This is a genomic window from Bradyrhizobium diazoefficiens (assembly GCF_016616235.1).
In the GTDB taxonomy this organism is placed as follows: Bacteria; Pseudomonadota; Alphaproteobacteria; order Rhizobiales; family Xanthobacteraceae; genus Bradyrhizobium; species Bradyrhizobium diazoefficiens_H.
Genome location: NZ_CP067100.1, coordinates 1 through 18979, shown reverse-complemented (window position 1 = coordinate 18979; position 18979 = coordinate 1). Strand labels below are relative to the sequence as shown.

15 protein-coding genes are annotated in these 18979 nt (G+C 65.8%); 4 read left to right on the top strand and 11 right to left on the bottom strand.

The window, feature by feature from the left end:
• Positions 1-10: 10 nt before the first annotated feature.
• Together JJB99_RS00070 and JJB99_RS00065 are read right to left on the bottom strand one after the other, a co-directional pair.
• Positions 11-925 (bottom strand): phosphoribosylaminoimidazolesuccinocarboxamide synthase, encoded by a 915-nt coding sequence (locus JJB99_RS00070; protein WP_200496821.1) that lies wholly within the window; start codon positions 923-925, stop codon positions 11-13.
• A 63-nt stretch (positions 926-988) separates the two neighbouring features.
• Complete coding sequence (locus JJB99_RS00065; RefSeq protein WP_200496820.1) at positions 989-1906, bottom strand: pirin family protein; 918 nt, start codon at positions 1904-1906, stop codon at positions 989-991.
• Between the two features lie 228 nt (positions 1907-2134).
• On the opposite strand from JJB99_RS00065, the gene JJB99_RS00060 reads away from it, so the two are divergent.
• Together JJB99_RS00060 and JJB99_RS00055 are read left to right on the top strand one after the other, a co-directional pair.
• Complete coding sequence (locus JJB99_RS00060; RefSeq protein WP_200496819.1) at positions 2135-3199, top strand: helix-turn-helix domain-containing protein; 1065 nt, start codon at positions 2135-2137, stop codon at positions 3197-3199.
• 319 nt (positions 3200-3518) lie between these two features.
• Complete coding sequence (locus JJB99_RS00055; RefSeq protein WP_200496818.1) at positions 3519-4946, top strand: serine hydrolase domain-containing protein; 1428 nt, start codon at positions 3519-3521, stop codon at positions 4944-4946.
• Positions 4947-5164: 218 nt separating this feature from the next.
• Here JJB99_RS00055 and JJB99_RS00050 read toward each other — a convergent pair whose 3' ends face one another.
• Positions 5165-6532 (bottom strand): MmgE/PrpD family protein, encoded by a 1368-nt coding sequence (locus JJB99_RS00050; protein WP_200496817.1) that lies wholly within the window; start codon positions 6530-6532, stop codon positions 5165-5167.
• Between the two features lie 114 nt (positions 6533-6646).
• On the opposite strand from JJB99_RS00050, the gene JJB99_RS00045 reads away from it, so the two are divergent.
• Complete coding sequence (locus JJB99_RS00045; protein WP_200496816.1) at positions 6647-7762, top strand: FUSC family protein; 1116 nt, start codon at positions 6647-6649, stop codon at positions 7760-7762.
• Between the two features lie 111 nt (positions 7763-7873).
• Positions 7874-8278, top strand: a complete 405-nt coding sequence (locus tag JJB99_RS00040) for a VOC family protein (protein WP_200496815.1) — start codon at positions 7874-7876, stop codon at positions 8276-8278.
• Positions 8279-8315: 37 nt separating this feature from the next.
• Here the strand turns inward: JJB99_RS00040 and JJB99_RS00035 are convergent, their stop codons facing one another.
• The 8 genes from JJB99_RS00035 to dnaA form a co-directional block, all read right to left on the bottom strand.
• Positions 8316-8804 (bottom strand): DUF2867 domain-containing protein, encoded by a 489-nt coding sequence (locus JJB99_RS00035; protein WP_200496814.1) that lies wholly within the window; start codon positions 8802-8804, stop codon positions 8316-8318.
• A complete protein-coding gene (locus tag JJB99_RS00030) occupies positions 8801-10195 on the bottom strand; it encodes an MATE family efflux transporter (RefSeq protein ID WP_200496813.1) in 1395 nt (464 codons plus the stop codon). The genes JJB99_RS00035 and JJB99_RS00030 overlap by 4 nt, the downstream gene beginning before the upstream one ends.
• Positions 10196-10419: 224 nt before the next feature.
• A complete protein-coding gene (gene murA / locus JJB99_RS00025; RefSeq protein ID WP_200496812.1) occupies positions 10420-11715 on the bottom strand; it encodes a UDP-N-acetylglucosamine 1-carboxyvinyltransferase in 1296 nt (431 codons plus the stop codon).
• Positions 11716-11982: 267 nt separating this feature from the next.
• Entirely contained in the window at positions 11983-14418 is a 2436-nt protein-coding gene (gene gyrB, locus JJB99_RS00020; protein ID WP_200496811.1) for a DNA topoisomerase (ATP-hydrolyzing) subunit B, read from the bottom strand.
• 465 nt (positions 14419-14883) lie between these two features.
• Complete coding sequence (recF, locus tag JJB99_RS00015; protein WP_200496810.1) at positions 14884-16020, bottom strand: DNA replication/repair protein RecF; 1137 nt, start codon at positions 16018-16020, stop codon at positions 14884-14886.
• The gene (locus JJB99_RS36635) at positions 16017-16145 is read right to left on the bottom strand and encodes a hypothetical protein (RefSeq protein ID WP_283816009.1); all 129 of its coding nucleotides are present in this window, start codon (positions 16143-16145) and stop codon (positions 16017-16019) included. The genes recF and JJB99_RS36635 overlap by 4 nt, the downstream gene beginning before the upstream one ends.
• Positions 16146-16181: 36 nt before the next feature.
• Complete coding sequence (dnaN, locus tag JJB99_RS00010) at positions 16182-17300, bottom strand: DNA polymerase III subunit beta (protein WP_200496809.1); 1119 nt, start codon at positions 17298-17300, stop codon at positions 16182-16184.
• Positions 17301-17566: 266 nt separating this feature from the next.
• Complete coding sequence (gene dnaA / locus JJB99_RS00005) at positions 17567-18979, bottom strand: chromosomal replication initiator protein DnaA (RefSeq protein ID WP_200496808.1); 1413 nt, start codon at positions 18977-18979, stop codon at positions 17567-17569.

Here is an 18979-nt window from a genome sequence, read left to right as displayed (position 1 = left end):
AGCGGCCGGGCTAGATCTTGAGCTCTTTCCCCGTCACGCGTCGATACGCTTCCAGATACCGCTTGCTGGTGGCTTCCACCACGCTCGCCGGCAGCGGCGGGGGCGGGGCCTCGCCGTTCCAGCGGCCGGCGTGGCGCTCGAGGTCGAGATAGTCGCGCAAGGGTTGCTTGTCGAAGCTGGCCTGCGGCTGGCCGGGCTTGTAGGCGTCGACCGCCCAGAAGCGCGACGAATCCGGCGTCATCACTTCGTCGATCAGGATGATGCGGCCGTCCTTGTCGCGGCCGAATTCGAATTTGGTGTCGGCGATGATGATGCCCTGCTCGCGCGCGAGCTCCTCGCCGAGCGTGTAGATCGCGCGCGTCATGCTCTCGAGCGTGTAGGCGACCTCGTCGCCGACCACCTCGCGCATCTTCGCGATGGTGATGTTCTCGTCGTGGCCGCTCTCGGCCTTGGTCGCCGGGCTGAAGATCGAGGGCTCCAGCTTCTCGCTCTCGACGAGGCCGGCTTTCAGCTTCTCGCCCGCGAGCGTGCCGGAGCTAGCATATTCCTTCCAGGCCGAGCCTGAGAGATAGCCGCGTATCACGCATTCGATCGGAAACACGGTGGTGCGGCGCGACAGCATGGCGCGGCCGAGAATCTCGGCGCGGTGCGGCTTCAGGGCCGGCACGGCCGCGATGATCTCGTCGGTGTCGGCACTGATCATGTGATGCGGCACGACGCCTTCGAGCTCATTGAACCAGTACGCGCTGATTTGCGTGAGCACCGCGCCCTTCATCGGGATGGTCTCGCCCATCACGACGTCGAAGGCGCTGATACGGTCGGTGGTGACGAGCAGCAGGCGGTCGTCGTCGACGGCGTAGATATCGCGCACCTTGCCGCGGCCGATCTTGGGCAGCGGCAGGTTGCTGGAGAGCATGATGGTCATCGGCAAAGCTTTCGGGCAAGTCATCCGGCCGCGCCTGATGACACGGCCGGAAACCGGATTAGCCTATTCCGGCAGCGGAATGAACTCATGTTCCTGCGGAACCGCGGCGAAGCGACCGGTTTTCCAGTCCTGCTTGGCCTGCTCGATCCGCTCCTTGCTGGAGGAGACGAAATTCCACCAGATGTGGCGCGGCCCCTCCAGCGCATCGCCGCCGAGAAACATCATCCGCGTCGCCTTCAGCGCCTTCACGGTGATGCGGTCGCCGGGCCGGAAGATCAGGAGGCGCGGTCCTTCATAGCGCTCGCCCGCAATCTCGACCTCGCCGTCGACGACGTAGATCGCGCGCTCCTCGTGATCGGGGTCGAGCGGCACGCTCGCGCCCGCAACGGCCGTGACCTCGGCGTAGAACCAGGGCGACACCATCGAGACCGGCGAGGCGATGCCGAACGACGAGCCCGCGATCACCCGCGCGGTGAAATCGCGCTCGGAGATCATCGGCAAATCGCCCGCCGCATAGTGCTGGAATGACGGCGCGATCTCTTCCGAGCCGGCCGGCAAAGCGATCCAGCTTTGCAGGCCCAGCATCTTCTGGCCCGTGGCGCGCTGCGCGTCCGGCGTGCGCTCGGAATGGGCGATGCCGCGCCCGGCCGTCATCAAATTCATTGCGCCGGGCGCGATCTCCTGGACGTTGCCTTCGCTGTCGCGATGCATGATCGCGCCGTCGAACAGATAGGTGACGGTGGCGAGCCCGATATGCGGGTGCGGCCGCACGTCCATGCCCTTGCCGGAGACGAACTGCACCGGCCCGAAATGGTCGAAGAAAATGAAGGGCCCGACCATCTGCCGCTTGCCATGCGGCAGCGCGCGGCGCACCGCGAACCCATCGCCGAGATCGCGCGTGCGCGGGACAATGACGAGATCGAGCGCATCGCAGGACATGGGATCGCCGAGCACGGGATCGTTGGAGGGTTGCCAGCTCATGATGGGACTCCTTCTGAATTTCGCCGATCGTAGCAGGAATTACCGTCGTCGTCGCGACAAAGGCCGACCCATACTCCGCTGTCATTCCCCGCCTAGTGCGCAATTGCGCACTGGCCGGGCGATGACAGTTGAGGGCGGGGCGCTAGCCGCCGCGCAGACGGTCCTTGAAAAAAAGTGTCTGACGAACGATGTTCGGCTGTTTTCAACCGCGACCGATCGCATCGCCCGATGACTTTTGCTGCAATGGAACTTGCCCTGCGTGCCGCGACCGTGGCGCTGCTGCTGATGCTGGCGGCCTCGTTGCTGCGCGACTTCCGCCATAGCGTGGCGGGACGCCTCACCATTGCGCTGGCGCTGGGGACGATCGCGCACGCCGTCACTTCGGAGATCGGCTCGACCGCGCCGGTCTCGATATGGCGTGCGCCGCTGATCGCGCTGTCGACCGGCGATGCCGTGGTGCTGTGGCTGTTCACCCGCGCGTTGCTTGACGATTCATTCGTGCTGCGCTGGTGGCACGCGCTGATCTGGGCGGCGGTCTCGGCCTACAGTTTGGTCAGTTGCCTGTGGATCGCGCCGGCGGTCCACGGCCGTCCGGCGATTATCGTGGTCAATCTGCTGGCGCTTTGCTTCATCCTGCTGGCGATAGCCCAGACCGTTACTTCCTGGTCGGCCGATCTGGTCGAGCGCCGGCGCAATGTGCGGGTATTCATCGTCAGTGCAGCCTTGCTCTATGGCGGCGTTAATGTGCTGCTGCAGATATCGATATGGGGCCGGGATAACGCCGCGATCGCCAATGTCGCGAACGCGGCCGTTCTCGCCGGTCTCGTCGCCGCGATCTGCTATGCGATGATGCAGGTCAATACCGCGGATTTGTTTCCGGCGCCAGTCGAAGCCGCGGCAAACCTTCCCCCCCCTGCCGCCGTTGCCGCGGATTCCGGCGCGGATCAGAAGCTGGTCGATGCGCTGATGCGGCTGATGGCTGACGAGCGCATCTATCGCCACGACAACATTACTATCGGCACGCTCGCCACGAAGCTTGGAATTCCCGAATACCGGCTGCGGCGGCTGATCAACCAGCGGCTCGGCTACCGCAACTTCAATGTGTTCTTGAACAACCACCGGATCGAGGAAGCCAAAGCGGCGCTGGCCGATCCCACCCAGGCCGAGGTTCCCGTCATCACCATCGCGATGGACGCCGGCTTTCAGTCCCTCGGCCCGTTCAACCGCGCCTTCAAGGCGGTGACCGGCGTGACGCCGACAGAATATCGGCGGCTGAAGGTGAATGCGGCGTGACGGTCCTTAACCTCTCCCCGCTTGCGGGGAGAGGTCGAATTCGATCGCACATCGAATTCGGGTGAGGGGGTACAGGTCTCACGGTGATCTCGTTCGCGGAGAGAGGCCCCTCACCCCGACCCTCTCCCCGTAAGAACGGGGAGAGGGAGTAGACCCCATCGCCGTCGGGGCCAAATTCCAAGGACCTGAAAGAACTGAGTTTTTTCAGAATCGATGAGCCCGATCTGCTTTCAGCTAGGCCGATTTCCAAATCCGGCGAGCGCGCGTCGCCCGCATCCGGTCTGTTCTCCCGCATTCGCCCCATAGCCGGAGAAAGCCTGTGACCCGCCGCCGCAAAATCCTCCTCCTCAGCACTGCCATTGCCTGTACCGGCCTCGCCTTCGGTGCCGCGCGGGCGCGTGACGTGCCCAAGGTTGCCACCGGCTTCATCGCCCACACGCTCTGTTCGGAGATCTTCGTCTCCGGCCTCGATCCCCAGCGCGACCTCGCCGAAACCATCGATGCGATGCCGGGTGCGAGTCTTCTGACCTGGGCGATGGATTTTCGGGCCGATCGCGCCCGCAAGGATGTCACGGTGAGCCTGTTCGGCATCGGCCGCAGCCATGCCATCTATCGCCAGGGGCTCGGTTGCACGCTCGAGCACGGCCAGGGGGTCGCCGACGCCGCGTTGCCACCTGACGACAAGCAGCCGGCGTTGCTCTCTGAAATCGCCGGCCCTGATATCGTCGCCCCGCAAAGTGAAGGCCTGGCTGCCGCGCTCGACCGCGCCTTCGCCGAGCCCGCGCAGCCACCTTATCGGCGCACCCGCGCGATCGTCGTCATGAAGGCCGGCCGCATCATCGCCGAGCGCTACGCCGACGGTGTCGGGCCGGAGACCCAACTGCTCGGCTTCTCCATGACCAAGTCGGTGATCTCGGCGCTGACAGGCATTCTCGTGCGCCAGGGCAAGCTGAAGCTCGACGGACCCGCGCCAATTGCCGCCTGGCAAAATCCCGATGATCCGCGCCATGCCATCACTGTCGACCAGTTGCTGCGTCACACCGCCGGCATTGCGCTCGGAAGTTCGTTGCAGGCCTCGCTCGGCTCCGTGCTCGAACCGGTCAACACCATGAAATACGCCAAGGACGATATGGCGAGCTTTGCCGAACGCGCGCCGCTTGCGACGGCCCCAGGCACGGCATGGAATTATCACGACGGCAATTTCCTCATTCTTGCGCATCTGCTGCGTGAGGTCGCCGGCGGCAAGCCCAGCGATGCGCTTGCTTTCGCGCGCCGCGAATTGTTTGGCCCGCTTGGCATGCGCCACGTCACGCTCCAGCTCGATGCCTCAGGCACGATCGAGGGCTCCGGCGAGATGCTGGCCTCCGCGCGCGACTGGGCGCGCTTCGGCCAGTTCTACCTCAACGATGGCGTCGCCGGCGGCAAGCGCATCCTGCCCGAAGGTTGGGTGAACTATTCCGCGACGGCCACGCCAAATGCCTGGGTCGGCATCGGCGCCGGCTTCTGGACCAATCAGGGCGACAGCTTTGGCGCAAACTTCCGTATCGAGCACGGCTGGCCCCGCGATGCGTTCTTCGCCAAAGGCACGATCGGGCAGTACACCATCGTGATTCCGTCGGAGAAGCTGGTGATCGTGCGGATGGGCCGCTCGCCGAACTGGCCGCCGGAAGCCGACGGCGTGTTCGATCTGGTGCGGGATGTGATTGCGGCAACGCGCGAGAAGGGGAAGCTGGCGGGGATGAATTGACGGCGGAAGCACTTGCCCTCCCCTGGAGGGGGAGGGTCGATCGCGCGCAGCGCGAGCGGGGTGGGGTGATCTCTCCACACGGGCGCTGTTGGAGATGGAGAGACCGTCACCCCACCCCGCTACGCATTTCGCTTCGCGGCATGCGTAGCGACCCACGGGCGAGCTACGCTCGTCCCGGATCCCTCCAGGGAGGGTAAGCAGCGCGCTGTGGCGCTGGTCTATCTCCCCAACTCCGTCGCCTGCGCCACGCGGTCGAATCGCTCCAGCGTCATGATCGCATCGGCAAATTTCTCCGCCCGCGCGTTCAGCACTGGGCGCGCCAGGGTCAAAAATTTCTGCTGCATGGCCTGCGTATCCGGGAAAGATGTCGGCTCTCCCGAGGGATCGGCGTAGAGCCGCTCATGCACGCCGTCATCCGTCGTGATGCTGACGCGGGCGCCAAACGGATGGCTGCGGCCGATCTCGAGCCGGTCGTCCTGCACCACGTCGAACTTGTCGGCGAGCGCGTCGATCGCGGCATCGCCGAGGCGGCGATAGTCATCCCAGCCGAACGAGCCCTGGTCGAGGGCGAGGGCACCGGTGAAGAACATCGAGAACTGCCCGCCGACGATCGAGCGCGGATGCCGCTTGGTGGCGGCATCGCCGGTCAGCGTGATGCCGTTGCGATGCAGGCCGATCTCGACGCGCTTGACCTGGTCGGGCGTCAGATTGTGCTCGCGCCGCATCGCGATCAACGCGTCGATCGCGGCATGGGTGTAGCGGCAGCTCGGATAAGGTTTGACGCCGATCTTCATGGTCTCGTAGGTCTTGCCGAGCTCGGCGACCGCCTTGTCCGGATGCGCATCGTCGGTGTAGCCGGCGAGCAGGCCGTGCTTGCCCTCGACCGATTCCGTCGATCCCACGAAATCGTTGCGCGCCAATGTGGCGGCAATCACGCCGTTCATCGCGGCGGCGCCGACTTGGTAGCGCTTGTTCCAGGCGCCGTTGACCAGAAACTGCAGCGAGCCCGCGGCCTGGCTGCCGGAGACGCCGAACGCGGCGATGATCTGCTTCTCGCTGAGGCCGAACAGCTTGCCGGCCGCCGCAGCCGCGCCATAGGTGCCGGCGGTCGCGGTCGGATGGAAGCCGCGCGCATAATGCGAGGTCGGATCGAGCGCGTTGCCGAGCCGGCAGCACACTTCATAACCCGCGACGATCGCGGTTAGCACGTCGCGGCCCGAGGCGCCGACCATCTCGCCGACGGCGAAGGCGGCCGGGACCACCGGTGCGCTCGGATGCAGCGAGGAATCGGCGTGCGTATCATCGAAGTCGAGGGAATGGCCGAGCGCGCCGTTGAGGAGGGCGGCGACCGCCGGCGTCCAGGTCTTGGTATCGCCGAACACGGTGGAGCGGCCCTTGCTGTCGAGCGCGAGCGCCTCCAGCATCTTCAGGATCGAAGGGGTCGATTCCGCCTCACTGCGGGCCCGGATGGCGCTGCCGAGGAAGTCCAGCGTCAGCACCTTGGCGCGATCGAGCACCTGTGCCGGAATATCCGGGTATTTCAGATTGATGACATAGGCGGCGAGCGTTGCGGTTTCGTGGGCCATCGTGTTTCCTCGTTTTGGCGCGCAGGTTAGGCGGGCTGATTTGGCCTTTCAAGCGGCCGTGGGGCCGCGGGCACCAGCCATGCTTTGGCTTGACGAGGATCGGGACATTCGACGATGGCATTCGCAGGGAAGGTGTTCGATCGGCTCCGGTCGCGGCGGACGCAACTGGGGCTGGCGATCCGGGTCACGGTGGCCGCGACCGCGGCCTATGCGATCGCCACCGCGCTGCATCTGCTATTGCCACTCTGGGCGGTCCTGACTTCGCTGATCGTGACCCAGATGAGCGTCGGCCGCTCGCTGAAGGCGACGCGCGACTACATGCTCGGCACCATCGGCGGCGCGATCTATGGCGGCGCCATCGCGATCCTGATCCCCTATTCCAGCGAGGCCGGCCTGCTCGGCCTGCTGGTGCTCTCGGTCGCTCCGCTCGCGTTCATCGCCGCGGTCAATCCGAGCCTCAGCGCCGCCACGGTCACGGCCGTGATCGTGCTGCTGGTGCCGACCATGCATCATTCCGATCCCATGACCTCGGCGATCGATCGCGTCAGCGAGGTCGGCGTCGGGGCCGTTACCGGCCTGCTCGTCTCGTTCCTGGTGCTGCCCTCGCGCGCGGTGCGGCAGATCCGTGCCAGCGCAGCCAGGCTGCTCGAGCTGATCGCGGACGCTTTCACCGAGCTGCTCGCAGGCCTCACGCGCGGCCGCGACAACGACGCGCTGCACCGGATCCAGGACGGCATCGGCACCGCAATGGTCGGCATGAATGCCATCGGCGCCGAAGCCGAGCGTGAGCGCGCCGCGCGGCTGTCGAGCGGCCCCGATACCGGCCCGCTGCTGCGCACGGTGCTGCGGCTTCGCCATGACGTCGTGATGATCGGCCGCTCCACCGTGGTGCCGCTGCCGGCCGAAGTGCAGACGCGGCTTGCCGGGCCGCTGATGGAGGTCTCCACCGTGATCGCATGCTTCCTGCGTTCGGCCGCCGCGGCGTTGCGCGAGGGCGCGGGCGCGCCGCCGATCCATCCCGTCCACGTCGCGCTCCAGCACTACGCGGAGGCGGTCGCCGCCGTGCGCCAGGACGGCCTGATCCGCGGCCAGCCCGCCGACACAGCCGAACGCTTCTTCGCGCTCGGGTTCTCGCTGGAGCAGATGCACCAGAATCTCTGCGATCTCGACCGCGTGGTGGGCGAATGGTCGGAGGCGTCGGGGGGCAAGCCTGCGCGTGTGGCGGAGTGAGCCAAATGGGTGTCCTCTTAACATCGGCTTTCGCGGACGAAGCGAGTACGTTCGGCTGCGTCTTGTGTCGCAGTACTGGTAGGCAAACTTAAGACGAAGAAAGGGAAGGCCATGTTGGAGAACGCGAAGGTGGCAGCCCGGCTTCCGGCCAAAGACCTGAACCGCGCGCGAGCGTTTTACTCCGAGAAACTCGGACTTGAGCCGGTTGAAGAGCGTCCGGGCGGACTCCACTACGTCTGCGCCGGCGGCGAGTTTGCGCTATTCGTCTCAGCCGGAATGCAATCCGGCACGCACACGCAGATGGGTTGGGAAGTCGAGGATCTCGAAGCAACCGTGCGTGAGCTTCGCGCCCGGGGAGTCCACTTTGAGGAGTACGACCTGCCCGGCCTGAAGACCGTCGACGGAATTGCGGAGATCGCCGGGAATTATCCCAGCAAGGGCGTTGGTGAGCGGGGTGTCTGGTTCCGCGACAGCGAAGGCAACTTGCTGGGAATCGGGCAGCCGGTGCGGACTTGATGGGACGGCCGCGACCTGGAACGGTTGACGGACAGCGTCATCGCACCGGCTCCGCGATGTCTCCCATCATGCTGCGGGTCACGAGCTTGTGGAACGGTATGATCAGCGCGAGATAGGCCCGCCCGAGCAGATTGTTGGTCCGCACCAACGTGGTCAATGTCACCCGCCGGTCCGCTGTGTCGCCGGCGACATCAACCACGACGCGGAAATCGAGATGGTAGTCGTCAAAACCGGCGATCAGCCGCTCCGGTGTTTCGCTCAGCACCGGAAATAGGCCGATCATCCCGTGCGGAGCCGGAGCGCCTTCGCCCGATGTCTTCAGTCCGAAGGGTTTCACCAGGATGTTGCGCAAGCGCGTCAGCGCATCGATCCAGCGCGGCCCGTGCAGCATCATTCGGGTGCAGGCCTCGCGGGCACTCAATTGCCTCGGGCCGAGCTCGACACGAAATGCGTCGATGAACTGCGCGCCTGATAGCACCGTGCCGACATCGACATCGGGAGTGATTTCGCGAACCGGTCCTGTCATCCCCCCAGTCTGCGCGCCAGCATGCGGAAGCGCAAGATCAGGAGGCCCGCATAGACGAACGATCCGATCGACAGCCCGATCCAGACGCCGACCGCGCCGAGATTGGCGTGGAAGGCCAGCATCCAGGCGATCGGGAAGCCGATGCACCAATAGCCGATCGCCGCGAACACCAGTGTCATCCTGGTGTCATTGATGCCGCGCAGCGCGCCGCCCATGATGGTCTGGAGCGCGTCCGCAATGAAAAAGGTCGCGCCGACCAGCAGCAGGGTCGCGGTCAGCTCGACCGTCGGCGCGCTGGCCTCGCTGCTGCCGAAGAACAGCCGCCCGAGCTGATAGCGCCCGAGGATGATCCCGATGGTCAACGCCGCGACGAAAGCGATGCCGAGCACGGCAGCGACGACGCCCGCACGTCTGACGCCGATCATGTCGTCACGGCCGAAGGCGTGGCCGACCCGCACCGTCGCGGCCATGCCGATGCCGAGCGGCACCATGAACAGCACGGCGGTGACCTGGAGCGCGATCTGGTGCGCGGCGAGCGCCGTGGTCGAGATCAGCCCCATCAGCAGCGCCGCCGATGAGAACAGGCCGTATTCGAGCAGCAGCGAGAACGAGATCGGCGCGCCGATCCCGATCAGCTGGCGCATCAAGGGCCAGTCGATCCTCCAGAGATGGGCGAGCGGATGATAATCCGCGAACGGCTTGCGCCATGCAGCGATGGCGAGCGTGGCGACGAAGGTGCCGAGATTGACCAGCGTGGTCGCCAGCCCGGCGCCGAACAGGCCGAGCTCGGGCAGGCCGAACAGGCCGTGGATCAGGCAATAGACCAGTGCGGCATTGACCGGGATCGCCGCAACGGTGATCCACAGCGGCGCCTGTGGCCGGTTCACCGCGCTCATCATGCTGCGCAGCGCGACGAAGCCGAGCGCCGGCGCGATGCCCCAGGCGAGGCCATTCAGATAATGCTGCGCCAGCGCGGCGGACTGCGGCGCCTGTCCGAGCGCAATCAGGATCTGCTTGCCATAGAGCGGCGAGGCTATCATCGGCAGCGAGATCGGCAGCGCGACCCACAACCCGACGCGCAAGGCGCGGCGCACGCGCCTGACATCTCCGGCGCCGAACGCCTGCGCGGCCAGCGGCGACACCGCCGACATCAGGCCGAGCCCGAAGGTGAAGCTGACGAAATAAACCGTATGCGCCAGCGCGGCCGCTGCGACCGCGCTCTCGCCGAGGTGGCCGATCATCGCGAGATCGGTCGTGATCATCGCGATCTGCCCGAGCTGCGTCAGCATCATCGGCACGGCCAGCCGCAGCGTCTCGGCGAATTCCAGCGCGAGATGGTTTTGCGGCACGCCGGCTTGCGGCTGCGGCTGATGTTGCATGGTATCGAGCATGGCGGCTGCCATAGCACAGCCGCACGTCGAAAACATGGCCCTGCTCTCGTGTCCCGGACGCGCGAAGCGCGAGCCGGGACCCAGAAGCCATGGACACCAATGTCGCGGTATGGGCCCCGGCTCAGCAGCGCATCACTGACGTGCTGTGCTGCGTCCGGGGCACGAGATCAATGTGCGGAGCGCTATGCCATCTTCTTCCGCAAGGGGAGAACGGAAGAGCCGTCTCAGCCCTTCCTCTCAGGCACCCGCTTGATCTTCGCGCCCAGCGCGTTGAGGCGCTCCTCGATGCGCTCGTAGCCGCGCTCGATCTGGTCGGCGTTGTTGATCGTGGATGTCCCCTCGGCGCAGACGGCGGCGAGCAGCATCGCCATGCCGGCGCGGATGTCGGGCGAGATCATCGATGCGCCGCGCAGGCGGCTGGGGCCGGCGATGATGGCGCGATGCGGATCGCAGAGCACGATACGCGCCCCCATCGCGATCAGCTTGTCGACGAAGAACATTCGCGATTCGAACATCTTCTCGAACATCAGGATCACGCCCTCGCATTGCGTGGCGGTGACGATCGCGATCGACATCAGGTCGGCCGGGAAGGCGGGCCATGGCTGGTCCTCCAGCTTGGGCACGTGGCCGCCGAAATCGTCCTGGATCTTCAATGTTTGATTGGAGGGCACGATGAGATCATCGCCCTCGACGCGGCAGACGATGCCGAGCCGCTCGAAACCCATGCGGATCGAGCGCAGATGCTCGACGCCGGCACGCACAATACCAATCTGCGAGCGCGTCACCGCGGCAAGCCCGATCAGCGAGCCGACCTCGATATGGTCGGGCTGGATCCGGTAGCTCGCCCCGCCCAGCGTCGCCGGCCCATGGATGATCATGGTGTTGGTGCCGATGCCCTCGATCCTGGCGCCGAGCGCGACCAGGAAATGGGCGAGGTCCTGCACATGCGGCTCGGAGGCGGCGTTGCGCAAATAGGTGACGCCATCGGCGGCGACCGCCGCCACCAGCGCGTTCTCGGTCGCGGTGACGCTGGGCTCGTCCAGGAACACGTCCGCGCCGGTCAGCTTGGGGCAGCGGAATTCCAGCCGGTCGGTCGCAGTGACTTTTGCGCCGAGCTGCTCCAGCGCCAGCATATGCGTGTCCAGCCGGCGCCGGCCGATGACGTCGCCGCCGGGCGGCGGCAGCATCAATTCGCCGCAGCGGGCCAGCAGGGGACCGGCGAGCAGGATCGAGGCGCGGATGCGCACGCACAGTTCGGGGTCGAGATCGGCGGCGCGGATGCTCTTGGCGTGGATGTGAAGCGTATTGCGCTCGGTCCATTCTGCCGCCGCGCCGACCGAGCGGATCAGCTCGACCAGCGTCTCGGTGTCGCGGATCCGCGGCACGTTCTCAAGCGTCACCGGATGCTCGGTGAGCAGGGCCGCCGCGATGATCGGCAGTGCCGCATTCTTGTTGCCGGACGGTTCGATCGAGCCCGAGAGCCGGTGACCGCCCTCGACGATGTATTGGATGGGCGCCACTGAGGTCTCTCCGTCCTGGTACGGTTGGGGCGGGCTGCTTCGGAAGCGGAAAATACAGAGAAACGAGTGCGGTAGCAATTCGACCTTGATGGCTGCCACGAAGGAGGTGTGCTCCCTCCCCGCTTGCAGGCGAGGGCGGGGGAGAGGGTGCTTCCGCAGTGGGATTGTCGAAATCTCCGGACAGTATCCTCGCGAAGAGAGAGTCCTCACCCGCCGCGCTCTGCGAGCGCGTCGGCCTGTCCCGCAAGCGGGAGAGGCGAGCAAGCCTCAGATATCGATCGTTGCGCTCAGCGAATGTTCCTGGATGAAGTCGCGGCGCGGCTCGACCACGTCGCCCATCAGCTTGGTGAAGATGTCGTCGGCCTCGTCCACCTCCTTGACCTTCACCTGCAAAAGCGACCGCGCCTCGGTGTCGAGCGTGGTCTCCCAGAGCTGCTCCGGGTTCATCTCGCCGAGACCTTTGTAGCGCTGCAGGGCGATGCCCTTGCGCCCGAAGTCGGTGGCCGCCTCGAACAGATCGACCGGGCCGTGGACCACGTGCTCGGTGTCCTTCCGCCGCAGCTTGCCGGAGCGGGCGTAGACGTCCTGGAGCTTGGTCGTGAACTCGTCGAGCTTGCGGGCCTCGGCCGAGCCGAGCAGCGCATCGTCGATCATGGCCGCTTCCTTGACGCCGCGCACGGTGCGCTCGAACAGGAAGCCCTGGCCCTCGACGAACTGGCCGACCCAGCCGCGCTCGACTTCCTCGGCCTGGCTGTCCAGCCGGCTCGCGATGTACTGCGCGGCTGCGGCGGCCTTCTCGGGATTGCCGTAGATCGCCTTGTTCAGCACGCCGGTGATGGCGGCCTGCTCGATCACCTTGCGATTGTAGCGGCTGTGCAAATTGCGCAGGATGCTGCGGACCACGCGGGCGTCGTCGACCAGCTGGCGCAGGTCGCGGCCGGAACGATCGCCGCCGGTGCCGGGGATGTACACGCAATCGTCGAGCCCGGCGTCGATCAGATAATCTTCCAGCGCCCGCTCGTCCTTCAGATATTGCTCGGACTTGCCGCGCGCGACCTTATAGAGCGGCGGCTGGGCGATATAGAGATAGCCGCCGTCGATGATGTCGGGCATCTGCCGGTAGAAGAAGGTGAGCAGCAGTGTGCGGATATGGGCGCCGTCGACATCGGCGTCCGTCATCACGATGATCTTGTGATAGCGCAGCTTGTCGATCGAGAACTCGTCGCCGATACCGGTGCCGAGTGCGGTGATCAGAGTGCCGATCTGCTCGCTTTTCAACATCGTGTCTGGACGAACGCGTTCGACGTTGAGGATCTTGCCGCGCAGCGGCAGCACCGCCTGGAATTCGCGGTTGCGGCCCTGCTTGGCGCTGCCGCCTGCGGAATCGCCCTCGACGATGAAGAGTTCGGACTTGGCCGGATCCTTCTCCTGGCAGTCGGCAAGCTTGCCGGGCAGCGAGGAGACCGAGAGCGGGCTCTTGCGGGTCAGCTCACGCGCCTTTCGCGCAGCCTCACGCGCGGCGGCGGCCTGGATCACCTTGCCGACGATCATCTTGGCTTCGCTCGGATGTTCCTCGAACCAGGCCTGGAGCGCCTCGTTGAGGACGTTCTCGACCACGGGACGCACTTCCGAGGACACCAGCTTGTCCTTGGTCTGCGACGAGAATTTCGGATCGGGCACCTTCACCGACAGCACGGCGGTGAGGCCTTCACGGCAGTCGTCGCCGGTCAGCGCGATCTTTTCCTTCTTCGCATTGGCCTCGGCATAGCCGTTGACCTGGCGCGTCAGCGCGCCGCGGAAGCCGGCGAGATGGGTGCCGCCGTCGCGCTGCGGGATGTTGTTGGTGAAGCACAGCACGTTCTCATGATAGCTGTCGTTCCACCACAGCGCGGCCTCGACGCCGATGCCGTTGGCCTCCGATCGCACCATGATCGGCGCCGGTACCAGCGCCTTCTTGTTGCGGTCGAGATATCTGACGAATTCCTCGACGCCGCCGGAATAGTACATCTCCTCGCGCTTCTCGACCGCGTGACGCATGTCGGAAAGGGCGATGTTGACGCCGGAATTGAGGAAGGCGAGCTCGCGCAGTCGGTGCTCGAGCGTGGCGAAATCATACTCGATGTTCTTGAAGGTCTCGGACGAGGCCAGGAACGTCACCTCGGTGCCGCGCTTGCCGGGCGCGTCGCCGACGACCCTGAGCGGTGCCACGGCATCGCCATGGGCGAACTCGATGTAGTGCTCCTTGTCGTCGCGCCAGATCCGCAAGCCCAGCTTGCTCGACAGCGCGTTGACGACGGAGACGCCGACGCCGTGCAGGCCGCCGGAGACCTTGTAGGAGTTCTGGTCGAATTTTCCGCCGGCATGGAGCTGGGTCATGATGACCTCGGCCGCCGAGATGCCTTCGCCCTTGTGGATGTCGACCGGAATGCCGCGGCCGTCGTCGCGCACGGTGACGGAATTGTCGGCGTTGAGGATCACGTCGACGCGCGTGGCGTGGCCCGCCAGCGCCTCGTCGATGGCGTTGTCGACGACCTCGTACACCATGTGGTGCAGGCCCGAGCCGTCGTCGGTGTCGCCGATATACATGCCCGGGCGCTTGCGCACGGCATCGAGGCCCTTGAGCACGCGGATCGATTCCGCCCCGTAATCGCTCGGATTTGAGGGCTCGTTTTCGGCAGGCGTCTGCCGAGCAGGTTCTGTCATGAGAGGCCTTCGAGATGTCGCCCGAATCAGCCGCGCAAAAGGCGCTGATTTGCAGGCTATTTGTGCCACGAAAGAGAGATTGCGCCTAGCGCAAAGTATCCCCTCGCAACCCTTTGAGGAGATAGGGTTTTTAGGCCGATTTTCAAGGCTTTTGAAAGCCGATTCCGGACGTCGGGAAAAGCGCGATTCGGTCGGCATTTCCGATCTTCAAAGGCCGGGATTTTGCTGGTTCCAGGAGCACCTCCAGACGCCCTGGAAAGGCCCCCGTGCAGCTTGCGAGAAGAGCGAGGCCGCACACGAACGCCCGCCATCGTGCCGGGATTTTCGCCCCGAGCCTTACCGTCCCGCATCTTGCAGGGATATCGCGCGTGATGTCATTGCGCGATTTGCGAGCGGCTGCGACAGCGTCGGTGCGGCCTCACAGGGCTAGTCGCCGCGGAAAACGGCCGGGTTCAATGGCGCCGTCTAGCGCCGGGCCGAGACTTGTCCGCTCTCGACGTCAAAGACTTCGCCGCCCGCGCCGATCTCGGTGAAGGCGGCCGGATCCGCACCGGTCAGCCAGACCTGCGCGCCGAGCCTGTGCAGTTCGCCAAACAGCGCCGCGCGCCGGTTCGGATCGAGATGGGCAACGACCTCGTCGAGCAGCAGCAGCGGCACGATGCCGGTCATCTCGGCGACCAGGCTCGCATGCGCCAGCACGAGGCCGATCAGCAGCGCCTTCTGTTCGCCGGTCGAGGCATCGCGCGCCGGCATGCTTTTCGGCGCATAGACGACCTGGAGATCGGTCAGATGCGGGCCGTCGGTGGTGCGGCCGGCGATCGCATCGCGCGGCCGGTTGTCGCGCAGGATCTGGCGGTAGCGGTCCTCGACCGAAGTCGCGGTCTCGTCGAGCAGTGCATTCTCCATCCAGCCGTCGAGCGCGATTCTAGCCGACGGAAACGCGGAGGCCTGCGCGCGTGCGTTGAGCATGCCGGTCAGCCGCGCCGCGGTCTGGCCGCGCGTTGCGGCGACCGCCACCGCAAGCTCGGCGGTCTCGCGCTCGATCGCGTCACACCAATGATCGTCGTAATTGCGGGTCTCGAGCAGGCGGTTGCGCGAGCGCAGCGAGCGTTCCAGCGCGTTGATGCGGCTGGAATGCTCGCTGTCGATCGCGAGCACCAGGCGGTCGAAGAACCGCCGCCGCTCGGAGGCTGCGCCCATGAACAGCCCGTCCATCGCCGGCGTCAGCCACACCATGCGGATATGATCGCCGAACGATGCTGCCGAGTTGACCGGCTCGCGATCGATGCGGCAGCGCCGGTTCACCGTGCTGTCGGCGCGCGGCGGATCGATGCCGGTGCCGAGCGTCGCCAGCCCCAGCGCGCCCTCGACCTGCGCCGACACCGCCCAGGAGCCGTCGCCCTGGTTGTCGGCAACATCTTCGAGCGTGGCGCGCCGCAAGCCGCGCCCCGGCGACAGGAACGAGATCGCCTCGATGCAATTGGTCTTGCCGGCCCCGTTTGGCCCGACCAGCGCCACCATGTCAGCCGCCGTCTCGAGCCCGGCCGCCCGATAATTGCGAAAATGCGTCAGCGTCAGGCGATGAATGCGGGAGGGGGTCATGTGATCCGCTTTTCGTCATGCCCGGCCTTGTGCCGGGCATCCACGTTCTTGGCGCCGAAGACGTGGATGGCCGGGACATAGGCGAGCGAAGCGACGCCGTCCTTCGGACGGCTACGCCCGGCCATGACACATGTAGTCAGTGCGAAGAAAGCCGGTAGATATTACACCCGCATCGGCATCAGCACGTACAGCGCGCTTTTGTCGTCCTTGTCCTGCACCAGCGTCGGGGAGCCGGGATCGGCGAGCCTCAAGGTTGCGACGTCGCCCTCGATCTGGGCGGCGATGTCGAGCAGATAGCGGGAGTTGAAGCCGATATCGAGGGCGTCGGAGGCGTATTCGACCTCGAGCTCTTCGGTCGCGCTGCCGGAATCCGGATTGGTCACCGACAGCACCAGCTTGCCCGCCGACAGCGACAGTTTGACCGCGCGGCCGCGCTCGCTCGAGATGGTGGAGACGCGGTCGACCGCGTTCTCGAAATCCTTCTTGTCGACGATCAGCTCCTTGTCATTGCCCTGCGGGATGACGCGGCCGTAGTCGGGGAAGGTGCCGTCGATCAGTTTCGAGGTCAGCACCACATTGCCGATGGTGAAGCGGATCTTGGCCTGCGACAGCTCGATCGTCATCTCGGCTTCGGTGTCCTCGATCAGGCGCTGCACCTCGCCGACGGTCTTGCGCGGCACGATCACGCCCGGCATGCCCTCGGCGCCCTTGGGCTGGACCAGATCAAGCTGGGCGAGGCGGTGGCCGTCGGTGGCGACGCCGCGCAGGGTGGCCGCCTTCGCGGTGCCCGCGGCGTGCAGATAGATGCCGTTGAGATAATAACGCGTCTCTTCGGTCGAGATCGCAAACTGAGTGCGGTCGATCAGCCGCTTGACGTCCTTGGCGGCGAGATTGAACGAATGCGACATGTCGCCGGCGGCGAGATCCGGGAAATCATTCTCCGGCAGGGTCTGCAGCGTGAAGCGCGAGCGGCCGGCGCGGATCGCCAGCACGGCGCGGTCGCCGTCGGCCTCCAGCACGATCTGCGAGCCATCAGGCAGCTTGCGCACGATGTCGTAGAACATGTGCGCCGGCACCGTGGTCGAGCCCGCGGTCGCGGTTTCCGCAGGCAGCGTCTCCGTCACCTCAAGATCGAGGTCGGTCGCCTTCAGCGACAATTTCGCGTTCTCGGCCCGCACCAGCACGTTGCCGAGGATCGGAATCGTGTTGCGGCGCTCGACCACGCGGTGGACATGGCCCAGCGACTTCAGCAGTTGCGCGCGTTCGACCGTAACCTTCATTGCACTACTCGCCCGATCCCCTAGGAAACACCAGCGTTGGAAAGGCCGGGCGGCGGGACGCGCGCCACGGCACCGAAAACCCCGGAAAGCCGGATCATCCAGCCGATATGACCAAAGCCGTCAGGGTCGCGCAAGGTGGCGCGGATGGCCCCCGGATTCAAGGGATTGGGAGGTGGTTCCGCACGATTCCCACGATTTACCGCCCAAACGAAACCGCCGCCCGGGCATGGCCAGGGCGGCGGGAGGATGGCGGCAGGCTTAGGCCTTTATTCCTGAAGCTGGCGCTTCAGCGATTCCACTTCCTCCGACAGCGCATTGTCCTTGGAGACGAGGGCCTCGATCTTGCGCACCGCGTGCAGCACCGTGGTGTGGTCGCGTCCGCCGAAGCGGCGGCCGATCTCGGGCAGCGAGCGCAGGGTCAGCGTCTTGGCAAGGTACATCGCCACCTGGCGCGGCCGGACCACGTTGGCCGTGCGGCGCGAGGACAGCAAGTCGGAGCGGCTGACATTATACTGCCGCGCCACCACGCGCTGGATGTCCTCGATCTTGATCCGCTTCGGCTCCTGCGGCCGGACCAGGTCGCGCACCTCGCGCTCGGCCATCTCCAGCGTCACCGGCTGGTTGTTGAGTTTCGAATGAGCAAGAAGGCGGTTGATCGCGCCTTCGAGGTCGCGTCCGTTATGGGTGATGGTGCGCGCCAGATAATGCAGCACCTCCTCCGGCACGTCGAAGGTGGCGTGATGGGCGCGGGCGGCTGCGACGCGCGACTTGAGAATGCCGTGGCGCAGCTCCTCGCCGAGCGAACCCATCTCGACCACGAGGCCGCCGGCGAGACGCGAGCGCACGCGGTCGTCGAGGCTTTCCAGATCGGACGGCGGACGGTCGGCTGCGATCACGACCTGGCGGCCGGCATCGATCAGCGCGTTCAGCGTGTGACAGAACTCGGCCTGCGTCGACTTACCCTGCAGGAACTGGAGGTCGTCGATGACGAGCACGTCGATGCCGCGCAGCGCTTCCTTGAAGGCGAGCGCCGTCTGCGTCTTCAGCGCGGCGACGAAGCCGTACATGAACTTTTCCGCGGTGAGATACAGCACCTTGCGCTCGTTGCCGGAATTGCCGGCCCAGGTCACGGCCTGCAACAGATGCGTCTTGCCGAGGCCGACGCCGGCATGGATGTAGAGCGGGTTGAACATCACGGGGTCGCCGCGGCGACCTTCGGCGACCTGACGCGCGGCGGCATGCGCCAGCGTGTTGGAGCGGCCGACGACGAAGCTTGCAAAGGTGAGGCGCGGATCGAGCGGCGAGCCGCCGAGCGCGTCATGATTGGCCGAGACCGGCGCGGTCGCGGTCGAGCGCAATTCCGGCGCGGGGGCGCGGCGCGTCTCGACCGGCGCGGGCGCTTCCTTCGGCTGCACCACCGGGCGCACCGCGGAGCGGACGGTGAGATCGATGCGATGCACTTCGGGCATCTCGGCCTGCCAGCACGAGAGCACACGCTCGGCATAATGGGCCTGGATCCAGCTCTTCAGGAATCGGGTCGGCACCGAGAGCCGCACGCTTTCGTCCTGCACGCCTTCGAGGTCCATGCGCGCAAACCAGCTCGTATAGACGTCTTCGCCTACGTTCGAGCGCAGCCGATTCTTCACGCGTGACCAGCGATCCTGTTCCGATGTGTTCAT